The organism is Streptomyces sp. NPDC007896, from assembly GCF_042959425.1.
In the GTDB taxonomy this organism is placed as follows: domain Bacteria; phylum Actinomycetota; class Actinomycetes; order Streptomycetales; family Streptomycetaceae; genus Streptomyces.
In genome coordinates, this window is sequence record NZ_JBIBKX010000026.1 from 71946 (window position 1) to 90363 (window position 18418).

The window sequence follows — 18418 nt, forward strand, 5'->3', positions numbered from 1 at the left end:
GCCGTAACGTGCCATTCGCGCCGGGGTGCGGAGGACGGACAACCGCACCCGTGAGGGGCCTAGGACCGCAACCACCAATTGAGGAACCACAACGGCGAGCAACCCGGTCCGCGAAAGCGGCGCCGGCTTAGGCGCAGAAGGGCGCGCGGTGCTGGGGGACGACGCGGAGCTGACCGCCGCGGTGCTTGCGGCACAGGACGGGGACGAGACCGCGTTCCGGACTGTGTACCGCTCGGTGCACCCACGGCTGCTCGGATACGTACGGACGCTGGTCGGCGACCCGGACGCGGAGGACGTCACGTCCGAGGCCTGGCTGCAGATCGCCCGTGACCTGGAGAGGTTCAGCGGCGACGCGGACCGCTTCCGAGGCTGGGCCGCCCGGATCGCCCGCAACCGCGCCCTTGACCACATACGCATGCGCGGGCGCCGCCCCGCGATCGGCGGTGACGAGACGGAACTGACCGCGAAGGCCGGCGATTCCGACACCGCGGGCGAGGCGATCGAGGCGCTGGCCACCGACAGCACCCTCTCGCTGATCGCTCAACTCCCGCAGGACCAGGCGGAGGCCGTGGTACTGCGCGTGGTTGTCGGCCTCGACGCCAAGACCGCGGCCGAGACCCTCGGCAAGCGGCCCGGAGCCGTCCGCACCGCGGCGCACCGCGGTCTCAAGAGGCTCGCGGAACTGCTCGGCGCGGATCCGGAATCCGCCGGCGGCCTCGGTGTCGTCCCCCCACAAAGAGAGTCACAAAGAGAGTCGCGCACACGCGCGGTGACGTCCGCGGGTGTGACGCATACGCGTTCGCGGACGCAGAAGGACATGTGATGGCCGACGAGCAGGACAAGTGGCTGGACCGTGACGCCGCGGAGCGTCTGCTGCGTGGTGAGCCGCTGGAAGCCGTCGACGCCGACACCCAGGGCCGGGCCAAGCGGCTTGCCGACGTGCTCGGTGCGCTGGCTGGCGAACCCGCGCCGACCAGCGCCGAACTCCCCGGCGAGGCTGTCGCGTTGGCCGCGTTCCAGCAGGCGCGCGCGGGCCGGAACGGCGAGGTGGTCCAGCTCGGCCGCCGGGGGCGCCCGGGGGCCGCGGCCCACTTCGCCGACGCGGGTCTCGTCCGGCTGGGCCGTCCGGTTCCGGCCCTGCGGGGGCCCCGTTGGGGCCGTCCGGTGCGCCTCGGGATCGTCGCCGCGCTGGCCGCGGGGATGATCGGCGGAGTCGCCGTCGCGGCCGGAACCGGAGTGCTGCCGACTCCGTTCCGTGACGACTCGCCGAACCCGGCCGCGACGATTTCCGCGGCGCAGACACCGCGGCAGCCGTCCCTGTCGCCGTCGCCCGGAGCGTCGAAGACCGATGGTTTCGAGGTGCCGGTCCCGGGTGCCACCACGAGCGCGCCGGCCGGTGCCGACTCAGGCGACGACGAGGCTCAGGGGCCCGGCGCGCCGAGCGGACAGCCCGACTCCTCCGACGCCGGACGGTCGGCCCGCGCCCGCGAGTGGTGGGCCAGGACACGCTCGTACTGCCGCGACGTGCTGGACGGCAAGAGCCTGGAGTCCGGCCGCAGACGTGTCCTGGTGGACGCCGCGGGCGGCGGCAGGCGCGTGAAGAAGTACTGCAAGGACGTCCTGGGCCAGACGGGCGCCGCAGCGGGCGGGGACCGGGGCGACCAGGACCAGCAGGGCGCCACGGGCTCGGACTCCGGCTCCGACCAGGGGGCCGGGGGCGGTTCCGGCGACGGCTCCGGTGGCGGGGACAACGGCGGTGACGGCGACGGCCACACAGGCTCCGGCGGCACGGGGGGCCACCACGGCCGCAGCGGGATCCTCGCCCCGTCGCCGCGCTCGGTCGTCGCGCCGCTGCTGCCCTCCCCTTGAGCAGTCGCTGCTGCCCTCCCCTTGAGCAGTCGCTGCTGCCGACCTCCTGAGCAGCCGCTGCTGCCGATCTCCTGAGCAGGCTTTCGGCCATCCGGACCGGGCGTGTTCTCAGCCACCCGGACTCCGAGAACTCTTCCGTCTGCCCTCTGACCTGCGGTTTCGCATTCCTTCGGAATTTTCTTCCGCCCGGGTGTGACGTTTTCGGCCGCGCCGACGCAGTACTGGGTGAGCCGACTGGTCATCGGCCGTCGCACCGCGCCGGGGTTCCCCCCGTACCCAGGCCTGGTGCACATCGGCGCGGGCGGGACACGTTCCCCCGGTCCCGCCCGCGCCCCATCACTCCTTCCGCCCTCCGGGCCTGGCCGTCACCAGTAGACGACGACCTTGTCCCCGTCCCGGACCTGTGTGAACAGCGCCGCGATCTTCCCCTCGTCCCGTACGTTGACGCAGCCGTGCGAGGCGCCGTAGTAGCCGCGGGCCGCGAAGTCGGGGGAGTAGTGGACCGCCTGGCCGCCGCTGAAGAACATCGCGTACGGCATGGACGTGTGGTAGATCGTCGACACGTGGTAGCGCGATTTGAAGTAGACGCTGAAGACCCCTTCGCGGGTCGGCGTGTACTGCGAGCCGAACCGCACGTCCATCTCCGAGACCGTCTTCCCGTCGATCATCCAGCGCAGAGTGCGGGTCGTTTTGCTGACGCACAGCACCCGGCCCGTCATACAGCGCGGGTCGGGCCGCGCGGCGGGCTGCCCGCCGTACGGGTACAGCTCCCACGCGGCCGGCTTGTGCGTCATCCCCCGCAGCCGCTCCCAGGTGACGGCGTCCAGCTCGCCGGTCCGCGGCAGCCCGCGCTTGCCCTGGAACCCCTTCACCGCGGTGACCGTCGGGGTGTCGTACGTCCCCGTCGGCGCCGGGATGAGCCAGGCGACCTGGTGCAGCCGGGCCTGGACCTCACGGACGTCGTTCCCCTTGTCGCCGCGGGACCAGAGGACCTTGGGGGCGGCGGACGGCGTCGTGCCACCCGGCTTGTCGTCCCCGGGCGTGGCCGAACGGTCCGTCTTCGAGGCGGACGGCGGCGTCTTGCCCTGCGTGCTCCCCTGCGTGTTCCCCGGCGTCTTCCCCCGCGCGTCCACGGCCTGGGCCGTACAGCCGCTCACCGCGACGAGTGCCACGAGGGCGGCCAGCGATCTCCCCATACCAGTCGTGCGCATTCCAACCCCCGGTGCGTCGTCGTGTCCCCTGAGATGCTCCCCAGGCGCGCCCGGTTGCGAACGACGCGCGATCCTGGGGAATGAAGCCTGTGAGCAAGGAATCCTGAGAGCGATGAATCCTGTGAGCAAGGTCCCAGCGCGGTCCTCTCCATCCCGCGCACGGCCGCCGCTACAGTCCGTGGCGAGGGTCGGACCTACCAGTAAGTAACTTCAGCGGGAGGCACAGCAATGGCGCGCGAGTCGGAGTCCGGACTGCCCATCGAACCGCTCTACGGACCCGAGGTTCTGGAGGGCTGGGATCCGGCCGAGAAGCTGGGCGAGCCGGGCGCGTACCCCTTCACCCGCGGTGTCTACCCGTCGATGTACACGGGCCGCCCGTGGACGATGCGCCAGTACGCGGGCTTCGGCACGGCCGTGGAGTCGAACGCGCGCTACAAGCAGCTGATCGCGAACGGCACGATGGGCCTGTCGGTCGCCTTCGACCTGCCCACCCAGATGGGCCACGACTCGGACGCGCCGATCGCGCACGGCGAGGTCGGCAAGGTCGGTGTGGCCATCGACTCGGTCGAGGACATGCGGATCCTGTTCGGCGGCATCCCGCTGGACAAGGTCTCCACGTCGATGACGATCAACGCCCCCGCGGCGCTGCTCCTGCTCATGTACCAGCTGGTGGGGGAGGAGCAGGGCGTCCCGGCCGACCAGCTGACGGGCACGATCCAGAACGACGTGCTCAAGGAGTACATCGCGCGCGGCACGTACATCTTCCCGCCCAAGCCCTCCCTGCGGCTGATCGCGGACATCTTCAAGTACTGCAAGGCCGAGATCCCGAAGTGGAACACGATCTCGATCTCCGGCTACCACATGGCCGAGGCCGGTGCCTCGCCCGCGCAGGAGATCGCGTTCACCCTCGCCGACGGCATCGAGTACGTCCGCACGGCCGTGGCCGCCGGCATGGACGTCGACGACTTCGCCCCCCGCCTGTCCTTCTTCTTCGTGGCCCGTACGACGATCCTGGAGGAGGTCGCGAAGTTCCGCGCGGCCAGGCGCATCTGGGCGCGGGTGATGCGCGAGGAGTTCGGCGCGAAGAACCCGAAGTCGCTGATGCTGCGCTTCCACACCCAGACCGCCGGGGTCCAGCTGACCGCCCAGCAGCCGGAGGTGAACCTGGTGCGCGTCGCGGTCCAGGGCCTGGGCGCGGTCCTCGGCGGCACACAGTCGCTCCACACCAACTCCTTCGACGAGGCGATCGCGCTCCCGACGGACAAGTCGGCCCGTCTGGCGCTGCGTACGCAGCAGGTCCTGGCGTACGAGACGGACGTGACGGCGACGGTCGACCCCTTCGCCGGCAGTTACGTCATCGAGAGGATGACCGACGACGTCGAGGCGGCCACGGTCGAACTGATGGCGAGGGTCGAGGAGCTGGGCGGCGCGGTGTCCGCGATCGAGCACGGCTTCCAGAAGGGCGAGATCGAGCGCAGCGCCTACCGGATCGCGCAGGAGACCGACTCCGGTGAGCGGGTCGTGGTCGGCGTCAACCGCTTCCAGCTCGACGAGGAGGAGCCGTACGAGCCTCTCCGCGTCGACCCGGCCATCGAGGCGCAGCAGGCCGAACGCCTCACCAAGCTCCGCGCCGAGCGCGACCAGTCGGCGGTGGACGCGGCCCTCGCCGACCTCAGGAAGGCGGCCGAGGGCACGGACAACGTCCTCTACCCCATGAAGGACGCCCTGCGCGCCCGCGCGACGGTGGGCGAGGTGTGCAACGCGTTGCGGGGGGTTTGGGGGACGTATGTGCCGAGTGATGTGTTCTGAAGTCGGCGATTACCCCGTTCAGGTGACCGTGGGCGGAATGCGGATGTGGGCGGTTACGCTCATGGAGAGTGCTCCCGAAAGGAGGTTGCCGTGGCTGTGATAGAGCGTGAGATGACTACTGCCGAGGCTGCTGACCGTCTCGCCAGCTGGCTGCCCGGACACCGCGTGGAGATCCTCAAGGGGAGCATTCTTGTGACGCCACCGCCGGACGGGCCGCACCAGGGGACGGTCTTCGAAGCTGGTTACGAGATCCGGCGGGCGGGGGCGAAGGAGGCCGGGCTCAAGGTTCGTCCCGGTATCGGACTGTGGCTCCCGACCGGTCCGGCGGATTACGCCATCCCGGACCTGTCGGTCGTCGAGGCGGATTTCGAAGAGGCGCTGGTCGAGAAGAACTGCTACGCACCCCACGTGTTCCGGTTGGTCCTGGAGGTCACCTCTACCAACTGGGGAACCGATGTGCTCGCCAAGACCGAGGTCTACGCCGAGACGCGCATCCCGGTGTACGTCGTCGTGGATCACCGGCATGACCAGGTCGTCGTGCACACCGACCCCGAGGGCGACAAGTACCGCACGGTCACGGCCTACAAGCGCGGCATGAGCGTTCCTCTCCCCGAGTCGGTGGGTATCTCTGCTGAACTGTCGGCCGACCGCCTCCTCGACGGCGACGACTGACCCCGACACCCGAAGGTGCGGTGTCGTACTCTCGTGCGACACTCCACCTCATGCTTGGTGTTATCGACCTCCCGACCTATCTCGCGGGACTCGTGCTGATCGTTCTGCTTCCCGGTCCGAACTCGCTGTACGTGCTGTCCGTCGCCGCCCGCAAGGGCGTACGCACGGGGTACACGGCCGCCGCGGGTGTCTGGTGCGGGGACACCGTGCTGATGACCCTGTCCGCGGCCGGAGTCGCCTCGCTGCTGCAGGCCAACGCCGTGCTGTTCGGGATCGTGAAGTACGCCGGGGCCGGATATCTGACATGGCTGGCGGTCGGGATGCTGCGCGCCGCGTGGGGCATGTGGCGCACCCGGCACGAGCGCGCCGAGGAGAGCGAGGCCACCGCCGCGCCGGCCGCCGAGGAGCGGCCCTACCGGCGGGCGCTGGTGATCAGCCTGTTCAACCCGAAGGCGATCCTGTTCTTCGTCGCCTTCTTCGTGCAGTTCGTGGACCCGGGCTACGCCTACCCGGCCCTCTCCTTCGTCGTCCTCGGCGCCTTCGCCCAGCTCGCCAGCTTCCTGTACCTCACCGCGCTGATCTTCGGCGGGACGAAGCTGGCGGCGGCCTTCCGGCGGCGCAAGCGGCTCTCGGCGGGGGCCACGACCGCGGCGGGCGCCCTGTTCCTGGGCTTCGCCGTGAAGCTCACCCTGGCCAGCGCCTAGGACAGGTCCCCGGCCAACTCCTCGGCCAGGTCCTGGGAGAGGCCCTGGCTCAAGACCCCCAGGCGCGTCGCGTACTCCCGCAGCCCCGAAGCCGTGTCGCCCGCCCACCCCACGTAACCGTCGGGGCGGATCAGGAAGAGGCCGGTGCCGTACGACTCGTGCGCGGGGACGCCGACCGTGCGGACGGGGAGTGCCGGCGCCCGGGTTTCCGGGCCGGCCGCGAGCAGGGTCCAGTGGGGGCCGCGGAAGGCGTCGAAGAGCCGGGTGCCGTCGGGGAGGGGCCCGTCCGGGGCGCGGTCGCCAGCTCGCAGGGCGTTCTCCGGGAGGCCCTCGCGCAGGTCCGTCGAGAGTGACGAGTCCCGGTAGCCCAGGCCGAGTTGGCCCGTCGTCTCCGCGCTGCGCCGGGCCTCGCCGCGATGGACGGCCGTGGACAGGCCGAGCATGCGCGCGGCGACGGGCCGCCGTTCGTCCTCGTAGGAGTCGAGGAGTGCCTCGGGGGCGCCGTCGCCCAGCACCGCGCCCAGTTTCCAGCCCAGGTTGTAGGCGTCCTGGACGCTGGTGTTGAGGCCCTGGCCGCCGGCCGGGGAGTGGATGTGTGCCGCGTCCCCGGCGAGGAAGACCCGCCCCGCGCGCAAGCGGTCCGCCAGCGCCGCCCGCGGGCGGAAGTCCGAGGCCCAGCGCACCTCGGTCACGGCCTCGGGGGCGAGGTGCGAGCGGGCGGCGACGACCTTCCGTACGCCCTCCAGGGACAGATCGGGTTCGGTCCCCTCCGGGAACCGGGCGGCGAGCTGGAAGTCCTCGGTGCCGGCGAGCGGGCAGATCGCCAGGAAGCCGTCGTCGTCCCGGGGCGGGAACACATGCCAGTGGTCGCGGTCCAGGCCCGTGACGCGGATGTCGGCCACCAGCGCCGGATGCGGGTCGACCGTCTCGCCGGTCATGGCGATCCCGAGCGCGCGTCGCACGGTCGAGCGGCCGCCGTCGGCGCCGACGAGGTACCGCGCGCGGACGGGGGCGCCGGCGGCGAAGTGGGCCGTCACCCCGTCCGGGTCCTGGGTGATCGTCAGCAGTTCGCGCCCGAAGGCGACGCTTCCGCCCAGTTCGACGAGGCGCGCGAAGAGGATCTCCTGCGTGCGCCACTGCGGCACCATCCACGGCTCGGCGTACGGCGAACCGTCGCTCGACTCGGCCGGGTCGAACATCCGGTGCTCGCCCTGCGGCTTCCCGTCCTGCCAGATCATCCCGACCGGGTAGGGGCCACCGGCCGCGCGGATCGCGTCGAGTACGCCGAGGTCCTCGAAGACCTCCATCGTGCGCGGCTGGATTCCCTTGCCGCGTGACCCGGGGAACAGACCGTCGGTCCGCTCCACGACGAGCGCGTCGACCCCGCGCCGGGCGAGGTCGACGCCGAGGGCGAGACCGGCGGGGCCCGCCCCCACGATCAGAACGTCCACGTCCACGTCACCGTCCACGTCCGAGTTCACGTCCGAGTTCACGTCCCGGCCCGCGCCCGCCGCCGTTGTCTGTGCCGCCATGACCACACTCTCCTTAACGCTGTTAAGTTCTGGCGTTTCCGAGCGTGGCCTTAACGGTGTTAAGTTGTCAAGTGTGAGTACGGAACGACGAGCGCCGCTCGATCGCAAGCGCGTCGCGGACACCGCCCTGAAACTCCTGAACGAGGGGGGACTGGAGGGCCTGACCCTGCGCGCCATCGCCAAGGAACTGGACGTCAAGGCACCCGCCCTGTACTGGCACTTCAAGGACAAACAGGCGCTGCTCGACGAGATGGCGACGGAGATGTACCGCCGGATGACCGAGGCCGCGCCGGCGGACCCCGACGCCACCTGGCAGGAGCGGCTCCTGGCGGCCAACCGCGCACTGCGCGCCGCGCTGCTGAGCTACCGCGACGGCGCCAGGGTCTTCAGCGGCTCACGCTTCACCGGCACTCTGCACGCGGTCGAGATGGAACGGACCCTGCGTCTGCTCACGGACGCGGGCTTCACCCTTGCCCAGGCGGTCCGGGCGGCCACGACGGCCTACCTCTACACCCTCGGGTTCGTCACCGAGGAACAGGGCGTCCAGCCGCTCGCCGGGGAGCGCCGCGAGGGATATGACGTGGACGACCGCGCCCGCCGGATGGCCGACTTCCCTCTGTCGGCCGCGGCGGGCGCGGAGATCTTCGAGGACTACGGCCGGCACTTCGAAGAAGGGCTGGCCCTGGTGATCGCGGGGATCGGGACGCGTTACGGGATCGGTTGAGGCCGGGGCTTCGCCAGCGCCGTGCGCAGTCTCGGCGTCAGCCAGTTCTCCACGTACCGGTTCAGCAGCCAGGCCAGCAGCAGCATGCTCGCCGCCGTCAGCAGGAACGTGGCGTACGACGGGATGTGCAGCCCCTGGTGGAGTGCCTTGATGACGACCCAGCCCAGGTGCTCGTGGACGAGGTAGAAGGGGTACGTCAGCGCGCCCGCGACCGTCAGCCAGCGCCAGTTGGCCCAGCGCAGCCAGCCCAGGGCGATCGCGGCGACGGCGACGTAGCCGAAGGTGACGACGAGGACGATGCCGTAGGTGGTGCGGTAGGAGAAGCCGTTCGCCTGCGGGGCGTGCCACAGCCCCTGTACCGCGTAGTGCTGGCCGATCAGCCAGCTCACGGCCACGATGCCCCAGGCGTACACGTCCTTGCGGTCGCGGTGCACCAGGTAGAGGCCGACGCCGCCGATGAAGTACGGCGCGTACTGGGGCATCAGGACGATGTCCAGCAGCGGCATCTTGGCGCCCTGCGCGATGGCGTAGGCCAGCGTCCAGCCGGCGCAGAACATGATCACGCGGCGGCGGTTCGCGCCGGGCAGGACGATGCACAGCGCGAAGAGGGCGTAGAAGCGGACCTCCGCCCACAGCGTCCAGCACACGCCCAGTACCCGGTCGACGCCGAGCGGATACTGCAGCATCGTCATGTTGACCAGGGTGTCGCTCGGCGAGACCGTCTTGAACGCGACCATCGGCAGTGCGAACACCACCGTCACCAGGATGATGGCGGCCCAGTACGCGGGCAGCAGCCGGGAGGCGCGGGAGGCGAAGAACGAACGCAGCGGGCGGCCCCAGCCGCTCATGCAGATGACGAAGCCACTGATCACGAAGAACACCTGGACGCCCAGGCAGCCGTACGCGAAGTACCCGTGCAGCACCGGGAACTGGTGGCGCGGCGAGCTGCCCCACGCTTTCGCGACCTCGCCGTCGCGCCCGCCGTAGTGGTACGCGGCCACCATCAGCGCCGCGACCAGCCGCAGTCCGTCCAGTGCGCGCAGCCGCGTCTCCCGGCGCTTGGCCGGTATCGCGGGGGGCGGTACGTCCGTGGGCGGCAGGACGGTGCGGGCCACGGTGCCCGTGGAGGCCACTTGGACGGCCTCGCGCGAGTCGATCACAGGTTTCCCCTCAGCGGGACTCATGGGACCCACAGCACACTAATCCGATTAATAGGGTTTACCTGGCCGCCCGACCGACGATTCGCCCGACGGTCCGTGCGCGTTCACCTGTACGTCGTTTCGGGTTCCCGGGCCGGCCCGCGACGGCCCGGCCCAGGAGCCGGATCAGCGACCCACCGCCCGCTTCAGCGAGCGGGCGCGGCGCGCCACCCGGCGCACGGTGGCGTTGCGCGGGATGAACGCCAGCTGCGCCGGAACCGCGCCGGGCAGCGCCAGCGAGGTGAGGCGCTTGCGCTTGAAGTAGCGCCGGGTGTGGTGGTTCAGATGCCTGGTCAGGTAGGCCTCGGCGGCCGGGCGCAGATCCGGGTAGATCTTCGGCTGCATCGCGAAGCCGACGGCCCGGACGAGGTCCGTCAGGGCCGTCACGTCCATGCTCCGGCGCTGCTCGTTGACCGCCGACTCGTCCGTCAGTTCGGGCAGCAGTGCGTCCACGATCGTGACGGGGACACGGTTGCTGTTCTCGTACGGCGTGAGACGGTCGAGGAGGGGGCCGGTGCCGACGCGGGCGACCGGCAGGTCGTACAGCGCCGACGCGGTGAGCAGCGCGGTGGAGAAGCAGCCGACCACCAGGGCGGGGCGCATCCGCTGGTAGAGCACCTCGGCGAGGATCGGGGTGTCGAGCACGGTGAGGTCGGCGCCGAGCTTCTCGGCCTCCTTCTCCAGCAGGCGCGACCAGCGGGCCGGGGCCGAGGGATGCGGCTTGAACACCACCCGCGTGTGGCCGAGCGCGAGGGCACCCTTCAGCATCCGTACGTGGAGGTTCTCCTCCTCCTCGGCGGTGAGGATGTCCAGCGCGGAGAGGTACTGGCCGAGCAGGAGAGCCGGTTCGTCGACGAAGGGCAGCTCGTCGCCGGTGTCGACCAGCTCGGCGAGCACCTTCGAGAACGCGTCCGTCGGCACGATCTCCGGCTCGACGCCGAACTCGGTGAGCAGCAGCGGCTTGAGACCGGGGACGAGGTCCAGGTGGAGCAGGCGGGTCACGCGCGTGCCGACCAGCGGGTCGATCTTGTTGCGGGTGGGGCCGTAGCTCATCAGGCCGTCCGCGTACACGGTGACGGGCGCGCCCATGAAGATCTGCGAGATGCCGAGCGCCGGGTTGACCTGGATCGACTCGACGGCCAGCTCGATGTCGTCATCGCCGAGGTTCCAGGCGAGCCGCAGATGCCGCTCCCACAGGGGGACGTCGTCGGGCCGCGGGGCCCAGCCGCCCGGGTGGAAGGGGGAGATGGTCTCGTTCCACGAGATCACGTCGTCGAAGCGGCCGCGCAGCTGCTCGAACCCGGGCATCTCGTCGACGCCGGGCGTCGTCTCGGGCGTCGCCGCGTTGTTGGAGACGAGCAGGATGCGCCGGTCGGCGGGGCGGAAACAGTCGGTGTCCAGGGCCGCGGCCAGCGTGGCCGTGCCGTAGAGCGTGGACGCCATGAAGATCTGGGTGGTCACGCGGCCACCCCCGTGGTGGGAGCCGGACGGCGGCGCAGCCGGCGCAGCCGCGTGGCGCGCTGGACGTCCATCGAGTCGAGGGCGTCGTCGAGCACGTCCTGCGGCATGTTCCGCAGAGCGACGGCGCTCATCGACTTCAGTTTCCGTGCCACTGCCGGCTCGAACCTTTCGATGGATCCCAGATGATGGGAAATAATCGCGCAATAGGTGCGCACGGCCTTGGGCAGGAGTATTTCGGCGTCGCGGTCCGCGGCGGTTTCCGCCACCACCTGGTCGAACGCACGAATGAAGTCGAGTTGGCGTACGTCCCCGATCTGCGTGAGAGAGGAGGCCACGCCACGCCGGTAGAACACACCGAGAAGCCCCACCGTGGCGAAGGATTCCGCCTCCCGGTGCAGCTTCCAGATCCAGGGCCGGTCCTCGGCCGTCCGCAGGCCGTCGGTGAAGTGCAGCAGCCCCCGGTCGACCAGCCGGCGGTGGTAGATGCCCGCCCAGGCGTAGGCGTAGTCGACGGAGGTGGAGCGGTCGGCGGGCAGTATCGCGTCGCGGGGGTTCAGTACCACTCCGCGCCGGCCGTGCGGGACCCTGTGGATGGTGCGGGCCCGCGCGGTGCACTGGACATGGTCCGTACGGACGAAGTCGCAGCCCAACTGCTCGATGGAGGCGACGAGTTGTTCGTAATAGCCGGGGGCGAGCCAGTCGTCCCCGTCGAGGAACGTGAGGTATTCGCCGTGCGCCGCGTCGATGCCCGTGTTGCGCGCGGTCGCCAGTCCTCCGTTCTTCTCGTGTCTGACATACACCGCGCCGGGGAGCTCGCGCTCCGCGCGCGCGAGAATGTCCGGTGTCTCGTCTCGTGAACAGTCGTCCACGAGAACGAATTCGAAGTCCTCACGTGCGTTCGCACGCAGGCTCTTCAAGGTGTCGGGTGCGTATTGCTGCACGTTGTAGAACGGCACGATGACGGAGAGCTTGACCACCCATGTGACGTTAGGCGGCGGCCCGTCATTCGTCTTGACCGTTGGTGAGATGTCAGGTGAACGACGCGTGGCGAAGCCGTGAACCCAGCTGATTTCCGGCTGGATCGCGGCCTGATTCGCCATTCGTCGATGTGCTGTTAACCGTTTGTTGTATTCAGGTTGGGCCGCAACTCGGAATGGCTTCCTAGCGTCTTGGACGTGCCAGCAAGTACCAGGAAGTCCCTGCGGGTCGCCGTTCTCGCGGATTCCGATACCCGGTGGAAATGGGGTTCGCTCACCGCGAATCGCATTTCACCGAATGAATCGGACATTCTGCTCGACGGCTATCTCCTGCGTGGCCGAGCCACCCCCACCGCCCGCCAGCTCGAAGAAGTCGGCGTCCGCGCGGATTCCCTCCGCGAGGTCACCGCCGTCGAATTCCTGCGCGCCATGGAAGGGGAGCCGTACGACGTCCTCGTCGTCGCCCTCGTGGGCGGCGGTGTCCAGGCGATCCTGCACGGCCTGGCCTACGTCTGGGAGGGGCGGGCCAAGCGGCCCGTGGTCGTCACCGGCTATGTCGGCGTCGTCTACGAGAAGCTCGCCGACGGCCTGCTGCTGCGGCACGGCGCGGACCTCGTCCTCGCCAACTCCCGACAGGACGCGGAACGGTTCCGGGCCGTGTACGAGGGAGTGGGCGCCGACGCCTCCTCGGTGACGGAGGTGGCACTGCCCTTCCTGGGCGGCGCCGCCTACGAGAAGCACGACCCGTACACGGTCGTCTTCGCCGCCCAGCCCTCCGTCCCGGAGAACCGCAAGGACCGTACGTACCTGCTGAACCGGCTGATCCAGCACGCCCGCCTCCACCCGGACCGCGAGGTGCTGCTGAAGCTGCGCTCCAAGCCGGGCGAACACACCACGCACATCGAGGAGCTGCCCTACCAGAAGCTGGCGCAGAAGACCGACCTGCCCGCCAACTTCCTGCTGGTGTACGGACACATGGGCGAGGTGCTCGACCGCACCGACCTGCTGGTCACCATCAGCTCCACGGCGGCCCTGGAGTCCCTGCACCGCCGTATCCCCACCGTCGTCCTCAGCGACCTCGGGGTGCGCGAGGCGCTCGGCAACCACCACTTCGTGGGCTCCGGCTGCCTCGCCTCCTGGGACCAGCTCGACGCCGGGTACGAGCCCGCGCCCGACCCGGCGTGGGTGGCCCGGCAGGGCGTCGCCGCCGACGGCCAGTACGAGACGGCCTTCGACGAGGCGCGCGCCCGGATCACCGGCCTGCTGGCGGCCCCCGGACTGCTGCCCCTCGCCCCCTACTACACGCCCGTCACCGCCCCCGGCTATCTCCCCGGGATCCTCGCCCGCCACCACCTCGCCCCGGACGGCAGCCCGCTGCCCGGCGCCCCGGCGGCCGACAAGGAGCCCAGCCCCGTACGGCAGATCGTCCGCCGGGCGGCCCGCGGCGCCTACCGCCACGGAGTGCAGCGCGTGGCCCCCGTGATCCGGCGGATGGGGGAGCTGTGACCACCGCAGATCCCTCAAGCCTTCCGCCGATCCCTCAAGCCCTTCCCGTGTCCCTCGTCAAGGAGAACAGCGCATGACCAACTCGGAAGCGGGTCAAGCGGCGCCGGTGCGCCGGGTGCTCGCGGTGATCCCCGCGCGCGGCGGCTCCAAGGGCGTCCCCGCCAAGAACCTCCTGCCGGTCGGCGGAGTGCCGCTGGTGGCCCGCGCGGTGCGCGAGTGTCGGGCGACGCGGCTCGTCACGGACGTCGTGGTCTCCACCGACGACCAGGCGATCGCCGCCGCCGCCCGCGAGGCGGGCGCCGAGGTCGTGCTGCGCCCCGCCGCCATCGCCGGCGACACGGCCACCTCCGAGGCGGCCGTCCTGCACGCCCTGGACGCCCACGAGGCGCTGCACGGCTCCGCGGTCGACGTGGTCCTGCTCGTCCAGTGCACCAGCCCGTTCATCACGCGGGAGGACATCGACGGGGTCGCCGGAGCGGTCGCCGAGAACGGCGCCGACACCGCGCTGACGGTGGCCAACTTCCACGGCTTCATCTGGCGCGACGCCGCCGACGAGTCCGCCGAGGGCGGCAACGGCGTCAACCACGACAAGTCCTTCCGGCCCCGCCGCCAGGACCGGCCCCAGGACCTCCTGGAGACCGGCGCGGCCTACGCCATGGACGCCGCGGGCCTGCGCAAGCACCAGCACCGCTTCTTCGGCCGCACGGAGCTCGTCCGCACCGACCCGGCCCGCGTGCTGGAGATCGACGACCCGCACGACCTCGCCCGCGCCCGCGCGCTGGCCCCCCTCTTCGACGCGAACCGCCCCGGTTCGCTGCCGACCGCCGAAGACATCGACGCGGTCGTCCTCGACTTCGACGGCACCCAGACCGACGACAGGGTGCTGATCGACTCCGACGGACGGGAGTTCGTCTCCGTGCACCGCGGAGACGGGCTCGGTATCGCCGCCCTGCGCAAGAGCGGGCTGACGATGCTGATCCTGTCCACGGAACAGAACCCGGTGGTCGCCGCCCGGGCCCGGAAGCTCAAGATTCCGGTCCTGCACGGCATCGACCGCAAGGACCTCGCACTGAAGCAGTGGTGCGAGGAGCAGGGCATCGCGCCTGAGCGCGTGCTCTACGTCGGCAACGACGTCAACGACCTCCCGTGCTTCGCCCTCGTGGGCTGGCCCGTGGCGGTCGCGAGCGCCCACGACGTCGTGCGCGGCGCCGCACGCGCGGTCACCACCGTCCCCGGCGGCGACGGCGCGATCCGAGAGATCGCCAGCTGGATCCTCGGCCCTTCTCTCGACTCCCTCGACAAGTAAGGAACTTCTCCACCATGAGCACCAACTCCCGTCTGCGCACGTTCGGTTCGAAGACCGCCGGCCCCGGCCACCCCGTCTACGTCGTCGGCGAGATCGGCATCAACCACAACGGCGAGCTGGAGAACGCCTTCAAGCTGATCGACGCCGCCGCCGAGGCCGGCTGCGACGCCGTCAAGTTCCAGAAGCGCACCCCGGAGATCTGCACCCCGCGCGACCAGTGGGACATCGAGCGCGACACGCCCTGGGGCCGCATGACCTACATCGACTACCGCCACCGCGTGGAGTTCGGCGAGGACGAGTACCGCCAGATCGACGAGTACGCCAAGAGCAAGAACATCGACTGGTTCGCCTCCCCGTGGGACACCGAGGCCGTCGCCTTCCTGGAGAAGTTCGACGTCCCCGCCCACAAGGTCGCCTCCGCGTCCCTCACCGACGACGAGCTGCTGCGCTCGCTGCGCGCCACCGGCCGCACGGTCATCCTCTCCACGGGCATGTCGACCCCGAAGCAGATCCGCCACGCGGTCGAGGTCCTGGGCAGCGACAACATCCTGCTCTGCCACGCCACCTCGACGTACCCGGCGAAGGCCGAGGAGCTCAACCTCCGCGTCATCAACACCCTCCAGGCCGAGTACCCGAACGTCCCGATCGGCTACTCCGGCCACGAGACGGGCCTGCAGACCACGCTGGCCGCGGTCGCCCTCGGTGCCACCTTCGTCGAGCGTCACATCACCCTCGACCGCGCGATGTGGGGCTCCGACCAGGCCGCCTCCGTCGAGCCGGGGGGCCTCACCCGCCTCGTCCGCGACATCCGCACCATCGAGGCCTCTCTCGGCGACGGCGTCAAGAAGGTCTACGAGTCCGAGCTCGGCCCCATGAAGAAGCTGCGCCGCGTCACGGGCGTCGTCGCCGAGTCCGAGATCGCCGCGGCCGCGGGCGAGCCGGTCACGGTCTGAGGTCCTGACCTCCAGAACCCCCCACGCGTTACCTCCCACCTCCCTACGACAACTCCTTACGACAGGACGGTCGTACGTCGATGAGCCCCCGCGCCGGATCCACCGGCCCCCACACTCTCGCCTTCGTCGAGAGTCCGGTACAGCTCCTGAACGTGCTGGAATGGGCACACACCTCTGTCCACCACGGCACGGCGCCCGGCGCGGGGCTCACCCTCGTCGTCCTGTCCCCCAACGACCCGATGACCCGTGGCCAACTGCGCCGCATGGCCGAACTGGCCCGCGACGAGGGCCACCAGGTCCGCTGGGAGGAGGCACGCGGTGGCACCACGGCGCCCTTCCACACCATCGGCGGCCTCGCCCCGCTGCTGCGCAGGGCCCGTCGCATCGTCATGGGAGACCCGTTCTCCCGCTATGTGCAGCTTCTTCTGACCATCACCCGCGCCCCCGACCTGGTCGTGGTCGACGACGGCACGGCGACGATGGAGTTCGTCGCCCAGCTCGCCCGTGGCGAACGCCTGGTCCGCTGGCACCGCAAGGGCGGCCGCCCGGGCCCGCGCGACCTGCTCTTCGCCCCGGTGTCCTCCTTGGCCCGGCGCCGGCTGACGCCCGGTGAGCACCGTACGGTCGAGGTGTTCTCCTCGATGCCGATCGACGAGACCCCGATCGGTGTGCGCGTCACCGCCAACGACTTCTCCTGGACCCGGGCCCGCTTCGGGCCGCCCCGCCTCACCAAGGGCGCGGACCTGGTCGGCACGTCCCTCGTCGAGACGGGTGTGGTCGACGGGGACCGTTACCTGGAGGCGGTCCGCACCCTCGCCAAGTCCCACGGCGCCACCCGCTACTTCGCCCACCGCCGCGAGAGCGCCGAAAAGCTCCACCGGCTGGCCGCGGAGACGGGCCTGGAGATCGTCCGCCCCGACCTCCCCCTGGAGCTGATCGCCCGCCGCGGCCCCATCGGCCGCACGATCCTCAGCTTCCCCTCCACGGTCGTCCACACGCTGCCGCTGGCCCTGGCCGGCACCGAGGTCCGCGTCGCCGTCTGCGACATCGACCCGGCCTGGCTGACGGAGAACGCCTCGCCACGGGCCCAGGGCTTCCTGTCCGGGGTGACGGGGACGGCCCGGGACGTACACCGGTTGTCGTCGGTGGCGGCGGTATAGGACTTTTCCTGGCCCGAAGGGCCCGCCGGGCATGCACCGCCCGGCGGGCCCTTCGGGCTTTCCGCGTTCCCGGCCCGGGGCGCAGCGCGTTCCTGGCCCGGGGCGCCGCAACATCTGTGCGCACCCTGCACAGGTGGCGCACGGAACGGCCACATTCTGTTCGTCGGTTGTCCACAGATCACGCGTTGGAGCGACACGATTCGGCCATTGAATCTCCCCGCGTGGTGCCGTTCGGCCGCCGCGCTCTGATTCCGTTTCCGGAATGGGGGACCCACGTGGCGTCCGCGCAAGAGGACTCCGACAGACCGGAGCCCGAGCGGCCCGTGCCCCGGCGGGCGTACGCCGCCCGTGGGCTCGGTGACCGTGTCTTCAGGTACCAGCTGACGGCCGCAGGTGTCGTCGTCCTCGCCATCATGGCGGGAGTCGGCCTCTTCCTGCTCCTGAGAGCCGGTCAGGCACTCAAGGCCACCGGCTTCTCCTTCCTCACCACCGCCGAATGGCAGCCGGACGTCCACCGGTTCGGCATCGCGGCCGTCCTCACCGGCACCCTGCTGATCGCCGCCGTCGCGGTGACGCTCTCCGTGCCGCTGGCCGTGGGGACCGCGTTGTTCATCTCCGACGTGGCGCCGCGCAAGCTGCGCCGCACCCTGGTGACGATGGTCGACCTGATGGCGGCCGTACCGTCGGTGGTGTACGGACTGTGGGGACTGTTCTTCCTCCAGCAGCATGTGATCGGACTGTGGGGACTGTTCTTCCTCCAGCAGCATGTGATCGGACTGTCGCGCTGGCTGTCCAGCTGGCTCGGCTGGATTCCGCTGTTCACGGTGGACGGCGCCCAGCCGGGTGAACCGCTCGCCTCCGACAGCGTCTACACGGCCTCCACCTTCGTCGCCGGGATCGTCGTCGCCCTCATGGTCGCGCCGATCCAGTGCTCGGTGATGCGCGAGGTCTTCTCGCAGGCCCCGGCGGGCGAACGCGAGGGCGCCTACGCGCTCGGCGCCACCCGCTGGGGAATGATCCGCTCGGTCGTGCTGCCCTACGGCAAGGCCGGCATCATCGGCGGCACCATGCTGGGCCTCGGCCGGGCGCTCGGCGAGACGATCGCGGTCTACCTGATCATCTCGCCGGTCTTCACCATCCAGCCGCACATCCTGCAGACCGGCTCGAACTCGGTCTCCTCGCTGATCGCCCTGCACTACGGCGACGCCTCCACCTTCGGCATGTCGGCGCTGATGGCGGCGGGCCTGGCGCTGTTCCTGCTCACCCTGGCGGTCAACTTCACCGCCTCCTCGGTCGTGGCCCGCTCCCGGTCCGGCGCACAGAGCGAGGCATGAG

At 70.5% G+C, this 18418-nt stretch carries 16 protein-coding genes; 11 read left to right on the forward strand and 5 right to left on the reverse strand.

All coding sequences use genetic code 11. From position 1 onward, the window contains the following. The first annotated feature begins 148 nt into the window (after positions 1-148). Entirely contained in the window at positions 149-823 is a 675-nt protein-coding gene (locus tag ACFZDJ_RS49345; protein WP_391069414.1) for a sigma-70 family RNA polymerase sigma factor, read from the forward strand. Beyond that, positions 823-1869, forward strand: coding sequence for a hypothetical protein (locus ACFZDJ_RS49350; protein WP_391069416.1), 1047 nt, complete (start codon positions 823-825; stop codon positions 1867-1869). Before ACFZDJ_RS49345 ends, ACFZDJ_RS49350 begins: the two co-directional genes overlap by 1 nt. Before the next feature lie 365 nt (positions 1870-2234). Here the strand turns inward: ACFZDJ_RS49350 and ACFZDJ_RS49355 are convergent, their stop codons facing one another. Beyond that, positions 2235-3080: a L,D-transpeptidase family protein gene (locus ACFZDJ_RS49355; protein ID WP_391069417.1), complete on the reverse strand. Its 846-nt coding sequence runs from the start codon at positions 3078-3080 to the stop codon at positions 2235-2237. 228 nt (positions 3081-3308) lie between these two features. On the opposite strand from ACFZDJ_RS49355, the gene ACFZDJ_RS49360 reads away from it, so the two are divergent. From ACFZDJ_RS49360 to leuE, 3 genes are all read left to right on the forward strand, one after another. Continuing rightward, positions 3309-4889 carry a methylmalonyl-CoA mutase family protein gene (locus ACFZDJ_RS49360; RefSeq protein WP_390934728.1) on the forward strand — a complete coding sequence of 527 codons (1581 nt, stop codon included), beginning with the start codon at positions 3309-3311 and terminating at the stop codon, positions 4887-4889. Positions 4890-4979: 90 nt separating this feature from the next. After that, positions 4980-5561 (forward strand): Uma2 family endonuclease, encoded by a 582-nt coding sequence (locus ACFZDJ_RS49365; protein WP_391069419.1) that lies wholly within the window; start codon positions 4980-4982, stop codon positions 5559-5561. A 50-nt stretch (positions 5562-5611) separates the two neighbouring features. Then, positions 5612-6265, forward strand: coding sequence for a leucine efflux protein LeuE (gene leuE, locus ACFZDJ_RS49370; protein WP_391069421.1), 654 nt, complete (start codon positions 5612-5614; stop codon positions 6263-6265). Here the strand turns inward: leuE and ACFZDJ_RS49375 are convergent. Beyond that, on the reverse strand, positions 6262-7722 hold the full coding sequence (locus ACFZDJ_RS49375) for an FAD-dependent monooxygenase (RefSeq protein WP_391069490.1): 1461 nt from the start codon (positions 7720-7722) through the stop codon (positions 6262-6264). The genes leuE and ACFZDJ_RS49375 overlap by 4 nt on opposite strands. A 148-nt stretch (positions 7723-7870) precedes the next feature. On the opposite strand from ACFZDJ_RS49375, the gene ACFZDJ_RS49380 reads away from it, so the two are divergent. Then, positions 7871-8521: a TetR/AcrR family transcriptional regulator C-terminal domain-containing protein gene (locus ACFZDJ_RS49380; RefSeq protein WP_391069423.1), complete on the forward strand. Its 651-nt coding sequence runs from the start codon at positions 7871-7873 to the stop codon at positions 8519-8521. Here ACFZDJ_RS49380 and ACFZDJ_RS49385 read toward each other — a convergent pair. The 3 genes from ACFZDJ_RS49385 to ACFZDJ_RS49395 all read right to left on the reverse strand — a co-directional run bounded on the left by ACFZDJ_RS49385 (position 8506) and on the right by ACFZDJ_RS49395 (position 12158). Then, positions 8506-9705, reverse strand: a complete 1200-nt coding sequence (locus tag ACFZDJ_RS49385) for an acyltransferase family protein (RefSeq protein ID WP_390934724.1) — start codon at positions 9703-9705, stop codon at positions 8506-8508. The two genes, ACFZDJ_RS49380 and ACFZDJ_RS49385, sit on opposite strands and share 16 nt — an antisense overlap. A gap of 141 nt (positions 9706-9846) precedes the next feature. Then, a complete protein-coding gene (locus ACFZDJ_RS49390; RefSeq protein WP_391069425.1) occupies positions 9847-11181 on the reverse strand; it encodes a polysialyltransferase family glycosyltransferase in 1335 nt (444 codons plus the stop codon). Then, positions 11178-12158, reverse strand: a complete 981-nt coding sequence (locus ACFZDJ_RS49395; protein WP_168510572.1) for a glycosyltransferase family 2 protein — start codon at positions 12156-12158, stop codon at positions 11178-11180. The genes ACFZDJ_RS49390 and ACFZDJ_RS49395 overlap by 4 nt, the downstream gene beginning before the upstream one ends. 198 nt (positions 12159-12356) lie before the next feature. Between ACFZDJ_RS49395 and ACFZDJ_RS49400 the strand changes: the two genes are divergently transcribed. From ACFZDJ_RS49400 to pstC, 5 genes are all read left to right on the forward strand, one after another. Then, positions 12357-13664, forward strand: a complete 1308-nt coding sequence (locus ACFZDJ_RS49400; RefSeq protein ID WP_391069427.1) for a DUF6716 putative glycosyltransferase — start codon at positions 12357-12359, stop codon at positions 13662-13664. A gap of 73 nt (positions 13665-13737) precedes the next feature. Continuing rightward, on the forward strand, positions 13738-14970 hold the full coding sequence (locus ACFZDJ_RS49405; RefSeq protein ID WP_101400268.1) for an N-acylneuraminate cytidylyltransferase: 1233 nt from the start codon (positions 13738-13740) through the stop codon (positions 14968-14970). Positions 14971-14984: 14 nt separating this feature from the next. Continuing rightward, positions 14985-15923, forward strand: coding sequence for an N-acetylneuraminate synthase family protein (locus ACFZDJ_RS49410; protein WP_168510576.1), 939 nt, complete (start codon positions 14985-14987; stop codon positions 15921-15923). A gap of 80 nt (positions 15924-16003) precedes the next feature. Continuing rightward, positions 16004-17083 (forward strand): hypothetical protein, encoded by a 1080-nt coding sequence (locus ACFZDJ_RS49415; RefSeq protein WP_385387631.1) that lies wholly within the window; start codon positions 16004-16006, stop codon positions 17081-17083. A gap of 275 nt (positions 17084-17358) precedes the next feature. Next, positions 17359-18417: a phosphate ABC transporter permease subunit PstC gene (gene pstC / locus ACFZDJ_RS49420; RefSeq protein ID WP_391069430.1), complete on the forward strand. Its 1059-nt coding sequence runs from the start codon at positions 17359-17361 to the stop codon at positions 18415-18417. Position 18418: the final 1 nt, after the last annotated feature.

Bases quoted from the DNA above. Each gene is read 5' to 3' on its own strand.
- ACFZDJ_RS49350 (WP_391069416.1), top strand. From the start codon at position 823: ATGGCCGACGAGCAGGACAAGTGGCTGGACCGTGACGCCGCGGAGCGT.
- ACFZDJ_RS49355 (WP_391069417.1), bottom strand. From the start codon at position 3,080: ATGCGCACGACTGGTATGGGGAGATCGCTGGCCGCCCTCGTGGCACTC.
- ACFZDJ_RS49360 (WP_390934728.1), top strand. From the start codon at position 3,309: ATGGCGCGCGAGTCGGAGTCCGGACTGCCCATCGAACCGCTCTACGGA.
- leuE (WP_391069421.1), top strand. From the start codon at position 5,612: ATGCTTGGTGTTATCGACCTCCCGACCTATCTCGCGGGACTCGTGCTG.
- ACFZDJ_RS49385 (WP_390934724.1), bottom strand. From the start codon at position 9,705: ATGAGTCCCGCTGAGGGGAAACCTGTGATCGACTCGCGCGAGGCCGTC.
- ACFZDJ_RS49405 (WP_101400268.1), top strand. From the start codon at position 13,738: ATGACCAACTCGGAAGCGGGTCAAGCGGCGCCGGTGCGCCGGGTGCTC.
- ACFZDJ_RS49410 (WP_168510576.1), top strand. From the start codon at position 14,985: ATGAGCACCAACTCCCGTCTGCGCACGTTCGGTTCGAAGACCGCCGGC.
- ACFZDJ_RS49415 (WP_385387631.1), top strand. From the start codon at position 16,004: ATGAGCCCCCGCGCCGGATCCACCGGCCCCCACACTCTCGCCTTCGTC.